Consider the following 17,049-nt stretch of genomic DNA (forward strand, 5'->3'; position numbering starts at 1 on the left):
TTGACCCGGGCATCACGTAACAATTCTCTCTGAAATTCCCGGGCCAGGCCCGGGAACGGAGCGCAAGGATCAGCCGCTCAGGGCTTCTTCGGCTCGGCCGGCTTGTCCGCGGGCTTCTCGGCTGGCTTGTCCAGCCGCTCGACCTTGGCCTTCTCGCGCAGCGCCAGCACGATGTCCTGCTGGGACTTGCGCTCGAGATACTGGTCGATCTGCGGCTTGACCTCCTCGAACTTGGGCAAGGGCTTGGAACGCTTGTCCTCGACCTTGATGACGTGCCAGCCAAACTGGCTCTGTACCGGCTCCGAGATCTGTCCCTTCTCGAGCTTGAAGGCGGCCTCGGAGAACTGCGGAACCATGCGCTCCTTGGTGAACCAGCCGAGGTCGCCGCCTTCCTTGCCCGAACCCGGATCCTTGGAGAGCTCGGCTGCGACCTTGGCGAAATCCTCGCCCTTCTTCACCCGTGCCGCGGCATCCTTGGCCTTGGCCTCGTCCTCGACCAGGATGTGGCGCGCATGCACCTCTTCCTCGGGAGCCATGGCCTTGACGGTGTCTTCGAAGAGCTTCTTCGCCGCTTCCGGGGTTGCGGCCTTCTTGGCCTCGCGCGTCAGATACTCGTCGAGCAGCACCTTCTCGCGGTAATAGGCGAGGCGCGACGCGAAATCCGGCCCTTCCGCGATCTTGGCGGCAACGGCAGCCTTGGCCCCAAGCTTGAGGTCGACGAGGTAGTTGATCAGCTCGTCGCGCTTGCGGTCCTCGGGAAGCTGCGCGAGACGCTCGGCCAGGTCCTCGCCGGCGAGCGTCATGTCGCGCTCGGTAATCGCGATTCCGTCGACCTTGGCCACGACCTTGTCCGCCTGTGCGAAGGCCGGCAGGGCAAGCATCGGTGCGCCGGCCAATGCGAGCCCAAGCGGCAGCATGGCGAAACGGGACAATTTCATCGGGACGGCCTTTCGCTGATGTCCAGAATAATGCTGGCGCTCCACTGCCAGTTGAACACGGCGAAGGCAAGGCGATTGAGCCACTTAGAGGTTGCCCGAACGTTGCTTTTCGGTAATCCGCACGAGCTTTTTACATCCCCGCCACCGATGCCCTTGGCACCTGCGGTGCAAAACCCCACATCCCGGCGAGCGATGCCTCACGATCAGCGCGCCGGCTCCGGCAAAAGCGACGCTGGACCCCGCACCCGCACGCGTCTAAACACGCGGTCGAATTGAGATAATCCGGCTTCCGTCGGCGCAGGATGATGACCATGCGCTGTCGCAAGCCAGGCACCGAAAGAAGGCCAGACATGCTTGGCGCGCTCGCAAAGAAACTCTTCGGCTCGTCGAATGACCGGCGCGTCAAGGGCTATGCCCCTCGCGTCGCCGCGATCAACGCACTCGAAAACGAAGTCGCCGCCCTCAGCGACGAGGCGCTGCAGGCCCGCACCCAGGAGTTCCGCCAGCAGCTGGCGAATGGCGCCAAGCTCGACGACCTGCTCGTGCCGGCCTTCGCAACCGTGCGCGAGGCCGCCAAGCGCGTGCTCGGCCAGCGGCCCTATGATGTCCAGCTCATCGGCGGCATCGTGCTGCACGAGGGCGCGATTTCGGAAATGAAGACCGGCGAAGGCAAGACGCTGGTCGCGACCCTGCCGACCTATCTCAACGCACTCGAAGGCAAGGGCGTCCATGTCGTCACGGTGAACGACTACCTCGCCCGCCGCGACGCCGAATGGATGGGCAAGCTCTACAACTTCCTCGGTTTGACCACCGGCATCATCGTCCATGGCATCGATGACGACGAACGTCAGCGCGCCTATGCCTGCGACATCACCTACGGCACCAACAACGAATTCGGCTTCGACTACCTGCGCGACAACATGAAGTACGAGGTCGCGCAGATGTCGCAGCGCGGCCATCACTTCGCGATCGTCGACGAGGTCGACTCGATCCTGGTCGATGAGGCGCGCACGCCGCTGATCATTTCCGGACCGCTCGACGACAAGTCCGATCTTTATGTCGCGATCGACAAGCTCATCCCCTCGCTGGTCAAGACCGATTTCGAAGTCGACGAGAAGCAGCGCGCCGTCTCCCTGACCGAGGCCGGCAACGAGCATATCGAGGAACTGCTGCGCCAGGCCGATCTGCTGAAGGAGGGCGATCTCTACGACGCCGCCAACGTCACGCTGGTCCACCACGTCAACCAGGCCTTGCGCGCCCACTCGCTGTTCACCCGCGACAAGGATTACATCGTCCGCAACGACGAGGTCGTGATCATCGACGAGTTCACCGGCCGCATGATGCCCGGCCGGCGCTACTCCGAGGGCCTGCACCAGGCTCTCGAGGCCAAGGAGAACGTCACCGTCCAGCCCGAGAACGCGACGCTCGCCTCCATCACCTTCCAGAACTATTTCCGGCTCTATGCCAAGCTCGCCGGCATGACCGGCACGGCCTCGACCGAGGCTGACGAGTTCTTCCAGATCTACAAGCTGGAAGTGATCGAGATCCCGACCAATGTCCCCGTCGCGCGTCTCGATGAGGATGACGAGGTCTATCGCACCTTCGAGGAAAAGGTCCGCGGCGTCATCCGCGAGATCAAGGCCTCGCAGGACAACGGTCAACCCATGCTGGTCGGCACGACCTCGATCGAGCGCTCTGAGCTCGTCGCCGAGATGCTGATCAAGGAAGGCTTCAAGCAGATCGATTTCAGCGCTCCTCATGCACTGGAGCCGATCTATGCGGCGGCCCGCCAGGGCAAGCCATCCAAGTATTTTGCCGTGCTGAACGCCCGCTTCCACGAGCAGGAAGCCTATATCGTCGCCCAGGCCGGCGCCCCGGGGGCGATCACCATCGCCACCAACATGGCCGGCCGCGGCACGGACATCCAGCTCGGCGGCAATGCCGAGATGCGGATCCAGCACGATCTGCGCGACATGCCCGAAGGGGCCGAGCGTGACGAGAAGGCCCAGGCGATCCGCGCTGAGGTCGCCGACTTCAAGCAGCGCGTGCTCAAGGCTGGCGGACTCTACATCGTCGGCACCGAGCGCCATGAGAGCCGGCGCATCGACAACCAGCTCCGTGGCCGTGCCGGCCGCCAGGGCGACCCGGGCCGTTCGAAGTTCTTCCTGTCGCTGCAGGACGATCTGATGCGCATCTTCGGCTCCGACCGCATGGACGGAATGCTGCAGAAGCTCGGCCTCAAGGAGGACGAGGCCATCGTCCATCCCTGGATCAACAAGGCCGTCGAGAAGGCACAGGGCAAGGTCGAGGCGCGCAATTTCGACATCCGCAAGAACATCCTGAAATACGACGACGTCATGAACGACCAGCGCAAGGTCGTCTTCGAGCAGCGCCGCGATTTCATGCGCCAGGCGAGCGTGCGCGAGACCATCGACGACATGCGCCACGGCGTCGTCGAGGATGTCGTCACCCGCCGCATCCCCGAGGACGCCTATGCCGAGCAATGGGATGCTGCCGGCCTGCGCGAGGACGTCCATAACTTCCTCAATCTCGATTTGCCGATCGAGGACTGGGCCAAGGAGGAAGGCATCGCGGATGCGGAACTCCGCGAGCGCATCCGCACCCAGGCCGACCAGGCCTATGCCGACCGCACCGCCCGCAACACCGACGAGGTCATGACCTATGTCGAGAAGCAGGTGCTGCTGCAGACACTCGACCATCTCTGGCGCGAGCATCTCGTCACGCTCGACCATCTCCGCCAGGTCGTCGGCTGGCGCGGCTATGCCCAGCGCGACCCCCTGAATGAGTACAAGCAGGAAGCCTTCGAACTCTTCGACGGGTTGATCGGCCATCTGCGCGAGCAGGTCACCGGCAACCTGATGCGGATCGAGGTCCGCTTCGATCAGCCGGAGGATGGCACCCTGCCGCCCCAGGATACCCTGCCTGCTCCGGCTTTCGGCGATTACGGCGGCAGCGGCCTGCAATATGCTGCGGTCGAAGAAGGCGATGTCGCGGTCGCCGACCGCGATCCGGCCGATCCGTCGAGCTGGGGCAAGGTTGGCCGCAACGAGCCCTGCCCGTGCGGCTCCGGCAAGAAATTCAAGCACTGCCACGGGCAGTTTGCCTGACGCCGCTGGCGGCTCCGATCATCGGACATGAAAAAAGGGCCGCTCTCACGAGCGGCCCTCTTCGTTTGTTCTGCAGGAGCGCCAAAGCATCGGCCCGAAAAGTGGATTTCGGTTTTCGGGAAAGCCGATGCAAACACAGAAGGTCAGATGATCGGAGTGTCACTTCGGCGCGAAGATCCCGACGCTGCTCGCGGTGATGTCGAAGGAGAGCGTCCCGACCACGGTCGGGTTGCACCAGTTCGAGGTGTAGCCGCCGCCTGCATTGCCCCGGTTGATCCCGCGCGGCTCGGAGGTCAGCAGGAAGCAGTTGGCTTTCGACAGGTTGGTGTCGTGATAGCGGACGTCAGCGGTCAGGTTCTTGTAGGTGTAGGACAGGCCGACATTCCAGTAGTTGTAGTCGGGCAGCCGGATCGGTGTCGGGAAGGCGATGTTGGTGCTGGTGGTGCCGAGCCAGTAGCGGCCGAACTCGCCAGAAACCGAGAGACCTTCGAGAAAGGGCAGATTGTACTTGGCCGTCAGCGAGCCGTAGGTGCCAGTCGCGCCCGTGCCGAGCCAGTCCCAGGCATAGAAGACATTGGCGCCGAATGTAGCCTTGTCCTCCCAGTTATAGGAAACCTTGCCGACGAGTTCGGTGAAGTCGGTGTTGCGCGGCGTCCAGATCACGCCGAGCCCGTCGACGAAGCGCTTCTCGCCCGGGTAGTAATACTGGATCACGCCCAGATCGAAGCTGACCGGGCCGAATTTCGGACGGATACCGCCGAAGAAATCGATCTCGGCGGACGGGCTGGTCGCGAGATCGACATTGGCGCCGAAGACGCCGAGATAGAACAGGTTGTCATAGAACTGCAGCTCGACCGAGCCTTGAGCACCGGGTTTGCGGTCCGTCTGCGAAATGCCGCGGAAATTATAGTCGGTGACGCCCTTGATGCTGACCGCAGCATCGATCCAGGTGATGCTCGGCGGAAGCGGCACCGGCGGCGCGCCCTTCTTGCTTGGCAGATCGGACGCCTGGGCCGCACCTGCAAACATGGCGAGCGACAGGGCCGCGCCAGTCGCCGGGATACGTATCAGATCGAGAACCATCAGTAGCTCCGTCAAAGGACAGAAACCGCGCGCGAATTGCCGCGTTTCTGCCCCAATCAGGCCGATGGAACCGGATTCTCAGCAAGACGAGCTTTTTAGCATCCTGCATAAGAAAATCGCAGAAGCCGCCTGTTGGACGGCATCTGCGATTTCAAAATGAGCTTCTGCAACGAAGCCAAGATCTGGTGATATTTTTGTCACGCGTCGAACGCGTGACAAAGGGCGCTCAGCGGGTCGCGGACTGGCTGGAATAGGCCGCGGTCGACTGGTCGAGTTGCGTCGTGCGTAGCGTGTCTGCCCGACGGGGCGGCAGCGGCGTGCGCACATTGGTCGGCTTTGCCGGGACGACGGAAGCGACGGGTGCAGCCACTGGCGCCTCAGCAGGCTGTGCCGAGCCGCCGATCAAGGGCACGAAGCTCAGTGCGCGCTGATAGAAAGAGCGGTTATCAGCGACGGTGCTCGCAACAGGGGCCGCTGGCACCGCGCTGGCAACGACGGGTGCCTGCTGGGCGGCACTCGGCAGGACCTTGGCCACCTGGGTCGCCGCAGAAGCAGCGGCCGGCGCAGCGGCGGGCTTGGTCGCCACTGCGGGAGCAGCGGCCGGCGTTGCCGCCACCTCGGCCGGCGCGGAGGCGACAGCCGCAAGGATGGCCTCATTGTCGGCCGAAGCCGCCCGCACGGTTGCCTTGGTGCGCCCCTTGTCATCCAGCACGACGACGCGCGGGCCAACGGTCAGCGCGTCGGGGCGGCTGACGCCGACATCCCGTGAAGCCCAGGACGCCGACTTGTTCAGCGAATCGGAACCGCCCGCGACGAGCGTCTGCTTGAAGGAGTTGTGCTGGTCGCCGTCATCATAGATCAGCTTCACCGCCGGCGTGCCCTTGGCCACCAGCGCCGCAACCTGGACGTCATCCTGCTGGCGCTTCTGCGCCACGGCCCCGCCGAGATTGCCGCCGTTGAAGACGTAGCGGCCACCGCTGACACCGACACTCGGCTCGTCCTTGGCGACCTCGAAATAATCCGAGCCTTCCTTCAGATTCTTCCAGAAGGCGATATTGGAGTCGAGCCGGTGCTTGGCAAGGTTTTCCGGCGTCATCCGGAAGGGGAAGGCCTGCATCTGCACGGCCTTCTGGCCGGCGCCCTGTGCCTCGCGCACCAGCGCATAGATCTCGCCGATCTGATCGTCGGTCATCGAATAGCAGCCCGCCGAGGAGCAGGCGCCATGCACCATCAGATGCGCGCCGGTGCGACCGTGCGACCGATCATAGGCATTCGGATAGCCCATGTTGAACGAGACATAATAGGACGAATTCGGGTTCATCTGCCCCGGGGTGATGGCATAGAAGCCCTCGGGCGCCATACGATCGCCCTCGCGGACCTTCGGACCGAGCTGGCCGGACCAGCGGCACATCGGGTAGGTCTTCAGCAGCTCGTAGCGGCCATCACCCTTGCGCTTCCAGACCTCGAGCTCCGACTCCTTCTTGTAGGAGCGGATCAGGATCGGCTGATCCTTGCTCATGCCCTTCTGGGACATCAGTGCATAGGTCGCCGACGGGATCGGAATGTTGTGGCGCGCGGAGCCGCGATACCGCTCCTCTTCGCAGGCGCCCAGGGTCAAAGCAACGAGCGCCACGAGGGCGAAGTGTCTTGCTGCCACGTCGTCGATCCCATCGATCAAGCGGTCGTCGCCGACCTTGTATGCTCAAGACGGCAAAATCGTGCCGCTCACCATGGTTGTGAAGCGTTAGGCTTGACCGTTCCTTACCACAGGGGGGTCACATCTGGCCATACGGTAAAGGAAGCGTAAACAGCTGGGTCGCGATGTTCAAAGACTGCGGCCGATCGCGAGGAATTTCTCCTCGCGCCGGGCGACCATCTGTTCGGCAGTGAGCCCCGCAAGATCGGACAGAGCGGCTGCAATCGCTTCGCCAGCGCGCGAAATCGCCATCTCGGGATCACGGTGTGCGCCGCCAGTGGGCTCGCTGACGATGCGGTCGATGATGCCGAACTTCAGGAGGTCCTGAGCCGTGATCTTCATGCCGGTCGCGGCATCCTGGGCCCGCGCCGTATCGCGCCAGAGGATCGAGGCCGCGCCTTCCGGCGAGATCACCGAATAGATCGCATGTTCCATCATGATCACGCGACTCGCGGCTGCGATCGCGATGGCGCCGCCTGAACCGCCCTCGCCGATCACCAGCGCGACGCTCGGGCTGCGCAGACCGAGCCACGCCTCGGTCGAGCGTGCAATCGCTTCCGCCTGCCCCCGCTCCTCGGCCTCGATCCCCGGATAGGCGCCGGCCGTGTCGACGAAGCTGAGCACCGGCAGGCCGAAACGGTCGGCAAGCTCGGCCAGGCGCACGGCCTTGCGATAGCCCTCGGGCTTCGGCATGCCGAAATTGTGCCGGATGCGGGTCTCGGTGCTGTTGCCCTTCTCCTGCCCCATCACGCAAACCGGCTGGCCGCGGAAGCGCCCGAAACCGCCGACGATCGCCTCGTCCTCGCCGAAGGCGCGGTCACCCGCGAGCGGCGTGAATTCAGTAATCAGCGCAGCGCAGTAATCAATGAAATGCGGTCGCTGCGGGTGCCGCGCGACCAACGTCTTCTGCCAGGGCGTCAGGGCGCCATAAAGGTCCTTGAGCGCCTGGCTCGCCTTGGCATCGAGCTTTCCGATCTCCTCTGACAGAGAATAGCCGTCCCCCTTCGCATCCAGGGCACGCAACTCATCCGCCTTCGCCTCGAGCTCGGCGACCGGTTTCTCGAAATCAAGATAGCTACGCATTGTGATCCAGTTCTGGGGCGGGGCCGTCGATCCGCATGGGGAGACGGAAGACCGGGCCCCGAAAAGCGGCGGACCTTGGCCGTGCCACGCTGCGATTGTCAACCCGCAGGCCGCCTGTCCGGCGGTTCGCCAAGTCGCGGCGTGGGGGTGGGCTGGGGCAGCAGAACAGGGCGAAAGGCAAAGCTGCGCCGCGTCGCGCGCAGCGGCGCCCGGCGATAGAATTGCTTGGTCGCATCGATGACATGGACGCCGGCGAAGGGCAGCGACAGCCCCGAGCCAACCCGCTCCCAGGCTGGGGCCGAGCGCATGAACAGTTTTCGTTTGAGCGGTGGCACGTAGAGCGCCTCCGTCCAGTTTTCCGGAGCGAAGGTCGCGCCGCGCATCAGCGATTCGAGCTGTGACCGGCTGAACGGGCGTCCGTGACCGAAGGGCGTCCCGTCCATCCGGGCCCAGAGGCCACGGCGATTGGGCGCAACGACGAGCATGCGGCCGCCAGGGCTGAGCACGCGCGCCACCTCGTCGAGCAGGTCGTCAGGGCTCTCCGTCTCCTCGAGAGCATGAACCAGCACGACCCTGTCGACCGAGGCCGTTGGCAAGGGCAGCAGCGTCGGCTCGACCAGCGCCGAGGCCGAGAGACCGTCCGACGGCCAGTTCACCACGCCTTGCGCCGCCGGCATGAAGGCGAGCACGCGCTCGGCGTTGGCGCCAAGCACCGTCAGGTAGGGAGTGCAAAAACCCAGGCCGAGCAGACGTTGGCGCCCGCAATCCGGCCAGAAACGCAGCATGGCCCGGCCGATGAAGCGCCGGGCGACATGGCCTAGGGGACTGGCATAGAAGGCGCGAAGATCGACGACGTCGAGAGCCATGAGCATGAAATGGACCGGCTACGGCGCCGACGCAAGGGCGCAGGGCGCTGTCCCCCGTATCACTCAACATGCTTGATCGCGTGCCGGTCATGCCCCAATTCATGATGCATTGATCGCCTCCCGGCGGTTATCCTTCGCTTCCCGCGCCAGGAGCCTTCCATGTCCCTCGACATCCATGTCTTCCGCACGCTGAGCGACAATGCCGGCGCCTTGATTCGCGATCCCGCGACCCATGCCTGCGCGGCGGTCGACGTCCCCGATGCACGGGAGGTTCTGGCCGCAGCCGAGGAGAAGGGCTGGGTCATCTCCGACATCTTCATAACCCATTCCCATTTCGACCATGTCCAGGGCGTCGCCGAGCTCAAGCAAGCGACGGGCGCGACAGTCTACGGCCCCTCGGACGCCCGGGGCGTGGCCCCCGTCGACACCATCGTCGGCGAAGGTGACCGCGTTCCACTCGGAGGCTTCGTCTTCGACGTCTGGCACACGCCTGGCCATGCCGACGGCCATCTCACCCTTGTCGGCGAGCAGACCCGGCTTGCGCTCGTCGGCGATGTCGTCTTCGTCATGGGCTGCGGGCGCGTTCAGCCCGGGCAGCTGCCCGCCATGTGGACATCGCTGTCACGGATCATGACCCTGCCCGACGACACCCAGCTGATCACGGGGCACGACTATACCCTCGCCAATGCCCGTTTCGCGATGTCGGTGGATCCCGCCAATGCCGTGCTGAAAGCCAGGTTCGCGGAGGCCGAGGCCGCCAAGGCGGCCGGGCGGTTCTGGGCGCTGACCACGATTGGCGAGGAAAAGGCCACCAATCCCTTCTTCCGTGCCAGCGAAACCGCGCTCGCAACCTCGGCCGGCCTTCCCGGGGGTGAACCCGGCCAGGTCTTCGCTGCGCTTCGTGAAGCCAAGAACAGGTTCTGAGCGATGACGATGAACCGGCTCGACGGGTTGAGTGCGGCAGAAATCATTCGCCTGCTCGAGCTCAAGCCGCATCCGGAAGGCGGGCACTATCGCGAGACCTTTCGCGACGAGGCAGGACCGCCGGGGCGCGGCTTTTCAACGGCGATCTACTATCTGCTCGACACCGGCGAGACATCGGAATGGCACCGGGTCGATGCCGCAGAGATCTGGCACCACTATGCCGGTGCACCGCTGGTGATCAGCGTGTCGCCAAACGGCCATGATGCCTCGGCGCATCATATCGACCGCGACCTCCTGGCCGGGCAGCGCCCGCAATTCGTGGTGCCGACCGGCTGGTGGCAAAGCGCGACCTCGCTCGGCGCCTGGACACTGGTCGGCTGCACGGTCGCGCCCGGGTTCGACTTCTCCGGCTTCGAGATGGCGCCACCGGGCTGGCGGCCTCAGCCTCGCGCGGCTCGAGGCGCCTGATGATCGCTGATGCTCCGCACGACCCGGCAAGCGTCGTCGAATGTGAAAGGCGCATCGTCAACGCCTGGCCGGCTCCCTCGACCCTGCTGATCGGCGACTGGGTGGTGCGCTTCGCCAACGGCTATTCCGGCCGGGCGAATTCCGCCTCGCCCCTGAAGCCGGAGGCCGAACTCGACGATGCGACCCTCGAACTGATCGAGGATTTCTACAAGGCGGACGGTCTCCCGCCCTGCGTCAGGCTGACCCCGCTGATCTCGGCAGCGACGCGCGAGCGCATCCTAGCCCGCGGCTACCGACTGAAGGATGCGTCCTTTGGGCTGATCGCCGATCTCGACGGGAAGCCGCCGGAGGTCGAACCCGCGCTTCAGATCGAGGCGCGTCCGAGCCGGGACTGGATTGCGGGAGTGACGTCGCATCAGATCGGGTCGAGACGCAGCGAAACCAAGCTGGCGGCGATCGTCGAGAGGGTACGCCTGCCAGCGGCTTTCGCCACGCTGTTCCATGGCGGCGAGCCGGTGGCCTATGGCATGGGTGTCGCGGAGCGCGGCATGGCCGAGATCGGCTCGATCGTCGTCGACGCCGGTCACCGCGGACAGGGCCTTGGCCGGCGCATGGTCTCCGGTCTGATGGCCTGGGCGCGGCTGCTCGACTGCGACCGCGCCTATCTGCAGGTCGACCAGACGAACGCGGTCGCGATCGGCCTCTATGCCAGCCTCGGCTTTCGCCGGCTCTACGCCTACGAGACGCGCATCCTGGAATGAGGGTGCGCCTTGGCCGCCTACCTCCGGGCGACCGAAGAGAGACCTGGATATCGACACGCTGCGGTCAGGGAGGACGCCGGTCTGCTGCCGTCCCCAGGATCCTGATCTACACCGTCACCTGCGTTCCGACCTCGACCACGCGTCCCGTCGGGATCTGGAAGAAGCTGGTCGCGTCCGTCGCGCTCTTGGTCAGGCTGATATAAAACTTGTCCTGCCAGACCGGCATGCCCGATTGCGCCGAGGCCTTGATCGAGCGCCGCGACAGGAAGAACGAGGTCGACATGATGTCGAACTTGAAGCCCTGTTTGCGCAGCATGGCGAGCCCCTTGGGCACGTTCGGGCTTTCCATGTAGCCATAGACCATTTCGACCCGCCAGAAATCGTCGGTAATGCGCGAAAGACGGACCCGCTCCTCTTCGGCGACGCGCGGCGTATCGGCCGTGCGCACGGTCAGGATGACGTTGCGCTCGTGCAGGACCTTGTTGTGCTTCAGGTTGTGCAGCAACGCGGCGGGCGCGGTCTGGGGATCGCTGGTCAGGAACACCGCCATGCCCTTGACCCGCACCGGTGGGCTCTTCGAGAGCATCGAGACCAGCTCAAGCAGCGGGACATCGGTCTTGCGGGTCTTGTCGAACAGGATCCGGGTGCCGCGCACCCAGGTCAGCATCAGCAAGACCAACGCTGCCGCCATCATCACCGGCACATAGCCGCCGCTCAAAAGCTTCAGCAGATTTGCCGAGAAGAAGGCGACGTCGATCAGCAGGAAGGGCACGACCACAGCGGTGGTTGCAGCGAGGCTCCAGCGCCAGCCCTTGCTGATCACGATGAACGCAAGCAGCGAATCCACCACCATCGCACCGAAAACCGAGATGCCATAGGCATGCGACAGGTCGGATGAGGACCTGAAGGTCCACACGAGGAGCAGCACCACGATCAGCAGCATCGCGTTGACGCGCGGAATGTAGATCTGTCCAGATGTGTGCTCGGAGGTGTGGCGGATCTCAAGGCGAGGCAACAGGCCGAGCTGAACGGCCTGCCGCGTCAGCGAAAAGGCGCCAGTGATGACGGCTTGGCTCGCGATGATCGTCGCGACCGTCGCCATGATCACGAGCGGCAGGATGAAACCTTCCGGCGCCAGCCTATAGAACGGGTTTTCGATCGCGGTCGGGTCCGACAGGATCAGCGCACCCTGGCCGAGATAGCAGAGCCAAAGCGACGGAAACACCAGATAAAGCCAGGCCGAACGGATCGGCCCGCGGCCGAAATGACCCATATCCGCATAAAGCGCCTCGGCTCCGGTCACCGACAGACATACCGCGCCGAGCACAGCCAGCGAGACGCCAGGATGCAGCACAAAGAACTGCAAGCCGTAATAGGGATTGATCGAGCTCAGGATGCTGAAATCATCGGAGAGATGGTAGAGACCAAGCCCGCCCAGCGTCAGGAACCACAGCATCATGATCGGGCCGAAGAAATTGGCCACCTTGGCCGTGCCGCGGCTCTGAACCAGAAACAGGGCAACCAGGATCACAGATGCTATCGTGACGACGTAATCACTGAGCGCCGGCGTCACCAGCTTGATTCCCTCGACCGCTGACAGCACCGAGATCGCCGGTGTGATCACCGCGTCGCTATAGAAGAGCGCCGCCCCGGCCATACCGAGAAAGAGAACGACTCCGCCGCGCGTCCGCCCAAGCGCACGCTGCGCAAGTGCGACGAGCGTCAGCGTTCCGCCTTCGCCATTATTGTCGGCCCGCAGCAGCAGGACGACATATTTCAGGGTCACCACCACAACCAGGGACCAGAGGATCAGCGAAAGCACGCCGATCACGACCGAACGTGGCACCGGGGTGGTCAGCGCGATATCCACGGCACCACCGTGGCCACCGCTGCTGGCACCTGTGGCGGCAAGAATGGTTTCGCGAAGCGCATAGAGCGGGCTGGTGCCGATATCGCCGTAGACGACTCCGAGTGCGCCAAGTGCCAGCGCCCCGTAACTTGCAGTCGAGTGCCCGCCGGAGCTGGAAGCGCCCTGCCCATGATCGAGGCCGAAACGGGTATCGCCAACCTGTCCGGTCGGCGGAGTCGGCTGGTCATGCCCCATCAGGGTTCTCCGCGGGTGCTGCAATGCAGCGAAAGGCCGGGGCCTCTAACATAACGCCGCCACCGCGCAAAGGCGCGCGGCCGAACCGCGCTCAAGGAGAGCCGGCTCATTCCGCCGCATCGGCGCACACCCCATAGCGTCGCTCGATATAGGCGCTGACCATGTCCTTGAATTCGGCTGCGATTCCGGCACCACGCAATGTCGCGACCTTCTTGCCATCGACGAAGACCGGAGCGGTCGGTACCTCGCCCGTTCCCGGCAAGGAGATGCCGATATCGGCATGCTTGGATTCGCCCGGCCCGTTCACGATGCAGCCCATCACCGCGACGTTCAGCATCTCGACACCGGGATAACGTGTTTTCCAGTCCGGCATCGAGGAGGAAATCCAGTTCTGGATATCCCGCGCCAGTTCCTGGAACACCGTCGATGTCGTGCGGCCACAGCCGGGACAGGCCGCGACCAGCGGCACGAAGGCGCGGAATCCCATGGTCTGCAGCAATTCCTGCGCCGCCTTGACCTCGAGCGTCCGGTCGCCGCCGGGCTCCGGCGTCAGCGAGAAGCGGACCGTGTCGCCGATGCCCTCCTGCAGCAGGATACCGAGCGCAGCCGAGGATGCGACCAGCCCCTTCGACCCCATGCCCGCTTCAGTCAGGCCGAGATGGATGGCATAGTCGCCACGCTCGGCAAGCGTCCGGTAGACCGCGATCAGATCCTGCACGCCCGAAACCTTGGCCGAGAGGATGATGCGGTCCTTGGCCAGACCGATCTCTTCCGCCCGCTGGGCCGAGAGCAGGGCCGACTGCACCATGGCCTCGCGCATCACCGCCCGCGCATCGAGCGGCTGCGGGGAGGAGGCATTTTCGTCCATCAGCGCGGTCAGCAGTTCCTGATCGAGCGAACCCCAGTTGGCGCCAATGCGGACGGCCTTGCCATGCTTGATCGCGAGCTCGACGATCTGGCCAAACTGCCGGTCCTTCTTGTCCTTGAAGCCGACATTGCCGGGATTGATCCGGTACTTTGCCAGTGCCTCCGCGCAGGCCGGGTGATCCGTCAGCAGCTTGTGGCCGATATAGTGGAAATCGCCGACCAGGGGCACGTCGATGCCGAGGATATCGAGGCGCTCGCGGATATGCGGCACGGCGGCCGCGGCCTCGTCACGATCGACAGTGATGCGAACGAGTTCCGACCCTGCACGCGCAAGCGCGGCGACCTGCCCGACGGTGGCCGCGATATCGGCGGTATCGGTATTCGTCATCGATTGCACGACGATCGGCGCGCCGCCGCCAACTTCAACGGTTCCGACCTTGACCGGAACGGTGTATCGGCGCGGCCGCGGCCCGGCGACATCCGCAAGCGCAGCCGTAAGAACCGTTTCATTCATGGGGATGTGCGCTCCGGCAATGATCGCAGCGGCCGACGATCTCGACGACCTGGTGCGAGGGCACGAACTGCCGCCCTTGCACGATCGCCGCCACCGCCTGGCGCATGGCCGGCGAGGAATCCTCGTCGACGCCGCCACAGGTCTCGCAAATCAGGAAGGCGACAACATCACTGGCGCCGTGACCGTGCGGGCAGGCGACATAGGCATTGCGCGAACTCAGGCGGTGCACGAACCCCTGCTCGACCAGGAAATCCAGCGCGCGATAGACCGAAATCGGAGCGAGACGTCGCCCACCGGGCGGCGAGATGCGATCGGCCAGATCATAGGCGCCCACCGGGCGATGGTCGGCATGCAGGGCCTCCAGGGCCTTGCGGCGGATCGGCGTCAATCTCAGGCCGCGCTCCCGGCAGAGCTTTTCGGCCCTCGCCAGCGCTTCCGCGGCATGACGCTGGTGATCCTGAGCATGGCGACAGGCCGCTTGGTCATGGCCGTCATGCGCGTGGGCGTGTGGCTGCATTTTCATCATGTTGCGTTGCAATACTACATCGGGCAACGTGCCGCGACCGCCTTTGCGGGGACGGAAAGACTGCCCGTTCAAATATGCAACGTAAGCATTTTCTCAGCCCGTGTCAGGAGCCTAGACGCTCATGTTCCTTAAAGATCGCACCGCTCTCGTCACCGGATCGACCTCCGGCATCGGCCTCGCTTACGCTCGCGCACTCGCCACGGAAGGCGCCCATCTCGTCATCAACGGCATCATGCCGGCGGCCGATGCCGAAGCGTTGCGCACCGGGCTTGAGAAGGAATTCGGCATCAAGGCGCAGTTCTCGCCGGCCGACATGACCAAGCCAGCCGAGATCGCCGCCATGGTTGCGGACGCGGAGAAAACTTTCGGCGCCGTCGACATCCTGGTGAACAATGCCGGTATCCAGCATGTCGCGCCGGTCGACGAATTCCCGATCGAGAAATGGGACCAGATCATCGCGATCAACCTGTCCTCGGCCTTCCACACCACCCGCGCCATCCTGCCAGGAATGAAGCAAAAGGGCTGGGGCCGCATCATCAACACGGCGTCAGCCCATGCCTTTGTCGCCTCGCCCTTCAAGTCGGCCTATGTCTCAGCCAAGCACGGCATTGCCGGCTTCACCAAGACGGTCGCGCTTGAAGTTGCAACCAAGGGCATCACGGTCAACGCCATCGCGCCCGGTTACGTCTGGACGCCGCTGGTCGAGAAGCAGATCCCCGACACCATGAAGGCGCGCGGGTTGACCAAGGAGCAGGTCATCAATGACGTGCTGCTCCAGGCCCAGCCCACCAAGGAATTCGTGACGGTCGAGCAGGTCGCGGCGCTTGCGGTCTTCCTTTGCACCGATGCGGCGAAATCCATCACCGGCACGACCTTGCCGATGGATGGCGGCTGGACCGCAGCGTGACCGGCCGGCGCAGGGCCGGCGCGCGTCAGGTCGAGGGCCTCGCCGGTCCCAGGGCCGAGAAGAGCGTCTCTCTGGCTCTCCAGGGCGGAGGTGCCCATGGCGCCTTCACCTGGGGCGTGCTCGACGCGATTCTCGAGGACGGGCGCCTCGCCATCGAGGCGCTGTCGGGCACCAGCGCCGGCGCGATGAATGCGGTGGTGCTCAGCGAGGGCTGGATCGACGGCGGCATCGACGGCGCCCGTGCCCAGCTCGAGAATTTCTGGCGGCGCATCAGCGTCGACGGCAAATATGGCGGCTCGGAGCGTTCGCTGATCGACACCATGCTCGGCGCCTGGGGCAAGAACGGCGCCCAGCCTGGCCTGCTCTGGTTCGAGCTCTTTTCCAAGGTCGCGAGCCCCTATGACGTCAACCCGCTGAACATCAACCCGCTGCGCGGCGTGATCGCCGACCTGATCGACTTCGACAAGGTCCAGGCGTGCCGGGCGGTCAAGCTCTTCATTGCCGCAACCAATGTCCGCACCGGCAAGATCAAGGTCTTCAATGGCGAGGAACTGACAGCCGACCATCTGATGGCCTCGGCCTGCCTGCCGATGCTGTTCCAGGCGGTCGAGATCAAGGGCGAGGCCTATTGGGACGGCGGCTATATGGGCAATCCGGCTCTGTTTCCGCTGTTCTATGAGGCGGCAGGCGACGACATCCTGCTGGTGCAGATCAACCCGCTGCAGCGCAAGGAGCTGCCGACCAACGCCCGGGCGATCCAGGACCGGTTGAACGAGATCACCTTCAACGCCTCGCTGCTGCGCGAACTGCGCGCCATCGATTTCGTCAATCGCCTGGTCGATGCCGGCAAGCTGCCCAAGGACGAATACAAGCGCGTGCTGATGCACCGCATCGACGGCGGACCGCCTCTCGCCGAACTGACCAGTTCGACACGCATGAACGCGGAATGGGACTTTCTGCTGCGCCTGCGCGATATGGGCCGTGCTGCCGCGAAGCGCTGGCTGAAACGCAACTACGACGCGATCGGCGTCCAGGGCACGCTCGACCTGAAGGAAGCGATCTCCTAATACCAAGTCTCGTTGATCAGAACCGATAGGCCCAGTCACGGATGCCGATGGACATAATGCGCCATGGCTGGTCGATGAGCTTGTTCCAGGCGTAGCAGCAGTGATCGACGATATCCT

At 64.3% G+C, this 17,049-nt stretch carries 14 protein-coding genes; 6 read left to right on the forward strand and 8 right to left on the reverse strand.

What is annotated here, in order from left to right; genetic code table 11:
* Positions 1-77 precede the first annotated feature (77 nt).
* Complete coding sequence (locus FG93_RS07125) at positions 78-938, reverse strand: peptidylprolyl isomerase (RefSeq protein WP_043233239.1); 861 nt, start codon at positions 936-938, stop codon at positions 78-80.
* Between the two features lie 350 nt (positions 939-1,288).
* On the opposite strand from FG93_RS07125, the gene secA reads away from it, so the two are divergent.
* Positions 1,289-4,066 carry a preprotein translocase subunit SecA gene (gene secA / locus FG93_RS07130; RefSeq protein ID WP_043233294.1) on the forward strand — a complete coding sequence of 926 codons (2,778 nt, stop codon included), beginning with the start codon at positions 1,289-1,291 and terminating at the stop codon, positions 4,064-4,066.
* A 159-nt stretch (positions 4,067-4,225) separates the two neighbouring features.
* Here the strand turns inward: secA and FG93_RS07135 are convergent, their stop codons facing one another.
* The 4 genes from FG93_RS07135 to FG93_RS07150 all read right to left on the reverse strand — a co-directional run bounded on the left by FG93_RS07135 (position 4,226) and on the right by FG93_RS07150 (position 8,794).
* Positions 4,226-5,149 carry a TorF family putative porin gene (locus tag FG93_RS07135; protein ID WP_052513453.1) on the reverse strand — a complete coding sequence of 308 codons (924 nt, stop codon included), beginning with the start codon at positions 5,147-5,149 and terminating at the stop codon, positions 4,226-4,228.
* 226 nt (positions 5,150-5,375) lie between these two features.
* The gene (locus tag FG93_RS07140) at positions 5,376-6,806 is read right to left on the reverse strand and encodes a murein L,D-transpeptidase family protein (protein WP_152579345.1); all 1,431 of its coding nucleotides are present in this window, start codon (positions 6,804-6,806) and stop codon (positions 5,376-5,378) included.
* 168 nt (positions 6,807-6,974) lie between these two features.
* The gene (locus FG93_RS07145) at positions 6,975-7,928 is read right to left on the reverse strand and encodes an acetyl-CoA carboxylase carboxyltransferase subunit alpha (protein ID WP_043233240.1); all 954 of its coding nucleotides are present in this window, start codon (positions 7,926-7,928) and stop codon (positions 6,975-6,977) included.
* A 98-nt stretch (positions 7,929-8,026) separates the two neighbouring features.
* On the reverse strand, positions 8,027-8,794 hold the full coding sequence (locus FG93_RS07150) for a class I SAM-dependent methyltransferase (protein WP_052513466.1): 768 nt from the start codon (positions 8,792-8,794) through the stop codon (positions 8,027-8,029).
* A gap of 159 nt (positions 8,795-8,953) precedes the next feature.
* Here FG93_RS07150 and gloB point away from each other — a divergent pair, with 159 nt between their 5' ends.
* From gloB to FG93_RS07165, 3 genes are read left to right on the forward strand one after another with little or no spacing between them, the layout of a single operon-like run.
* The gene (gene gloB, locus FG93_RS07155) at positions 8,954-9,718 is read left to right on the forward strand and encodes a hydroxyacylglutathione hydrolase (protein WP_043233241.1); all 765 of its coding nucleotides are present in this window, start codon (positions 8,954-8,956) and stop codon (positions 9,716-9,718) included.
* A 3-nt stretch (positions 9,719-9,721) separates the two neighbouring features.
* Positions 9,722-10,186, forward strand: coding sequence for a cupin domain-containing protein (locus FG93_RS07160; protein ID WP_043233243.1), 465 nt, complete (start codon positions 9,722-9,724; stop codon positions 10,184-10,186).
* Positions 10,186-10,947 (forward strand): GNAT family N-acetyltransferase, encoded by a 762-nt coding sequence (locus FG93_RS07165; RefSeq protein WP_052513455.1) that lies wholly within the window; start codon positions 10,186-10,188, stop codon positions 10,945-10,947. Before FG93_RS07160 ends, FG93_RS07165 begins: the two co-directional genes overlap by 1 nt.
* Positions 10,948-11,053: 106 nt before the next feature.
* Here FG93_RS07165 and FG93_RS07170 read toward each other — a convergent pair whose 3' ends face one another.
* The 3 genes from FG93_RS07170 to FG93_RS07180 form a co-directional block, all read right to left on the reverse strand.
* Positions 11,054-13,051 carry a potassium transporter Kup gene (locus FG93_RS07170; RefSeq protein ID WP_081881362.1) on the reverse strand — a complete coding sequence of 666 codons (1,998 nt, stop codon included), beginning with the start codon at positions 13,049-13,051 and terminating at the stop codon, positions 11,054-11,056.
* Positions 13,052-13,157: 106 nt separating this feature from the next.
* Positions 13,158-14,432 (reverse strand): flavodoxin-dependent (E)-4-hydroxy-3-methylbut-2-enyl-diphosphate synthase, encoded by a 1,275-nt coding sequence (ispG, locus tag FG93_RS07175; RefSeq protein WP_043233244.1) that lies wholly within the window; start codon positions 14,430-14,432, stop codon positions 13,158-13,160.
* On the reverse strand, positions 14,425-14,949 hold the full coding sequence (locus tag FG93_RS07180; protein ID WP_043233302.1) for a transcriptional repressor: 525 nt from the start codon (positions 14,947-14,949) through the stop codon (positions 14,425-14,427). Before FG93_RS07180 ends, ispG begins: the two co-directional genes overlap by 8 nt.
* A 130-nt stretch (positions 14,950-15,079) precedes the next feature.
* Here FG93_RS07180 and FG93_RS07185 point away from each other — a divergent pair, with 130 nt between their 5' ends.
* Complete coding sequence (locus FG93_RS07185; RefSeq protein WP_043233246.1) at positions 15,080-15,865, forward strand: 3-hydroxybutyrate dehydrogenase; 786 nt, start codon at positions 15,080-15,082, stop codon at positions 15,863-15,865.
* On the forward strand, positions 15,862-16,932 hold the full coding sequence (locus FG93_RS07190; protein WP_052513456.1) for a patatin-like phospholipase family protein: 1,071 nt from the start codon (positions 15,862-15,864) through the stop codon (positions 16,930-16,932). Before FG93_RS07185 ends, FG93_RS07190 begins: the two co-directional genes overlap by 4 nt.
* The last annotated feature ends 117 nt before the right edge of the window (positions 16,933-17,049 follow it).

It is taken from the genome of Allobosea sp. LC85 (assembly GCF_000735605.1).
Classification (GTDB): Bacteria; Pseudomonadota; Alphaproteobacteria; order Rhizobiales; family Beijerinckiaceae; genus Allobosea.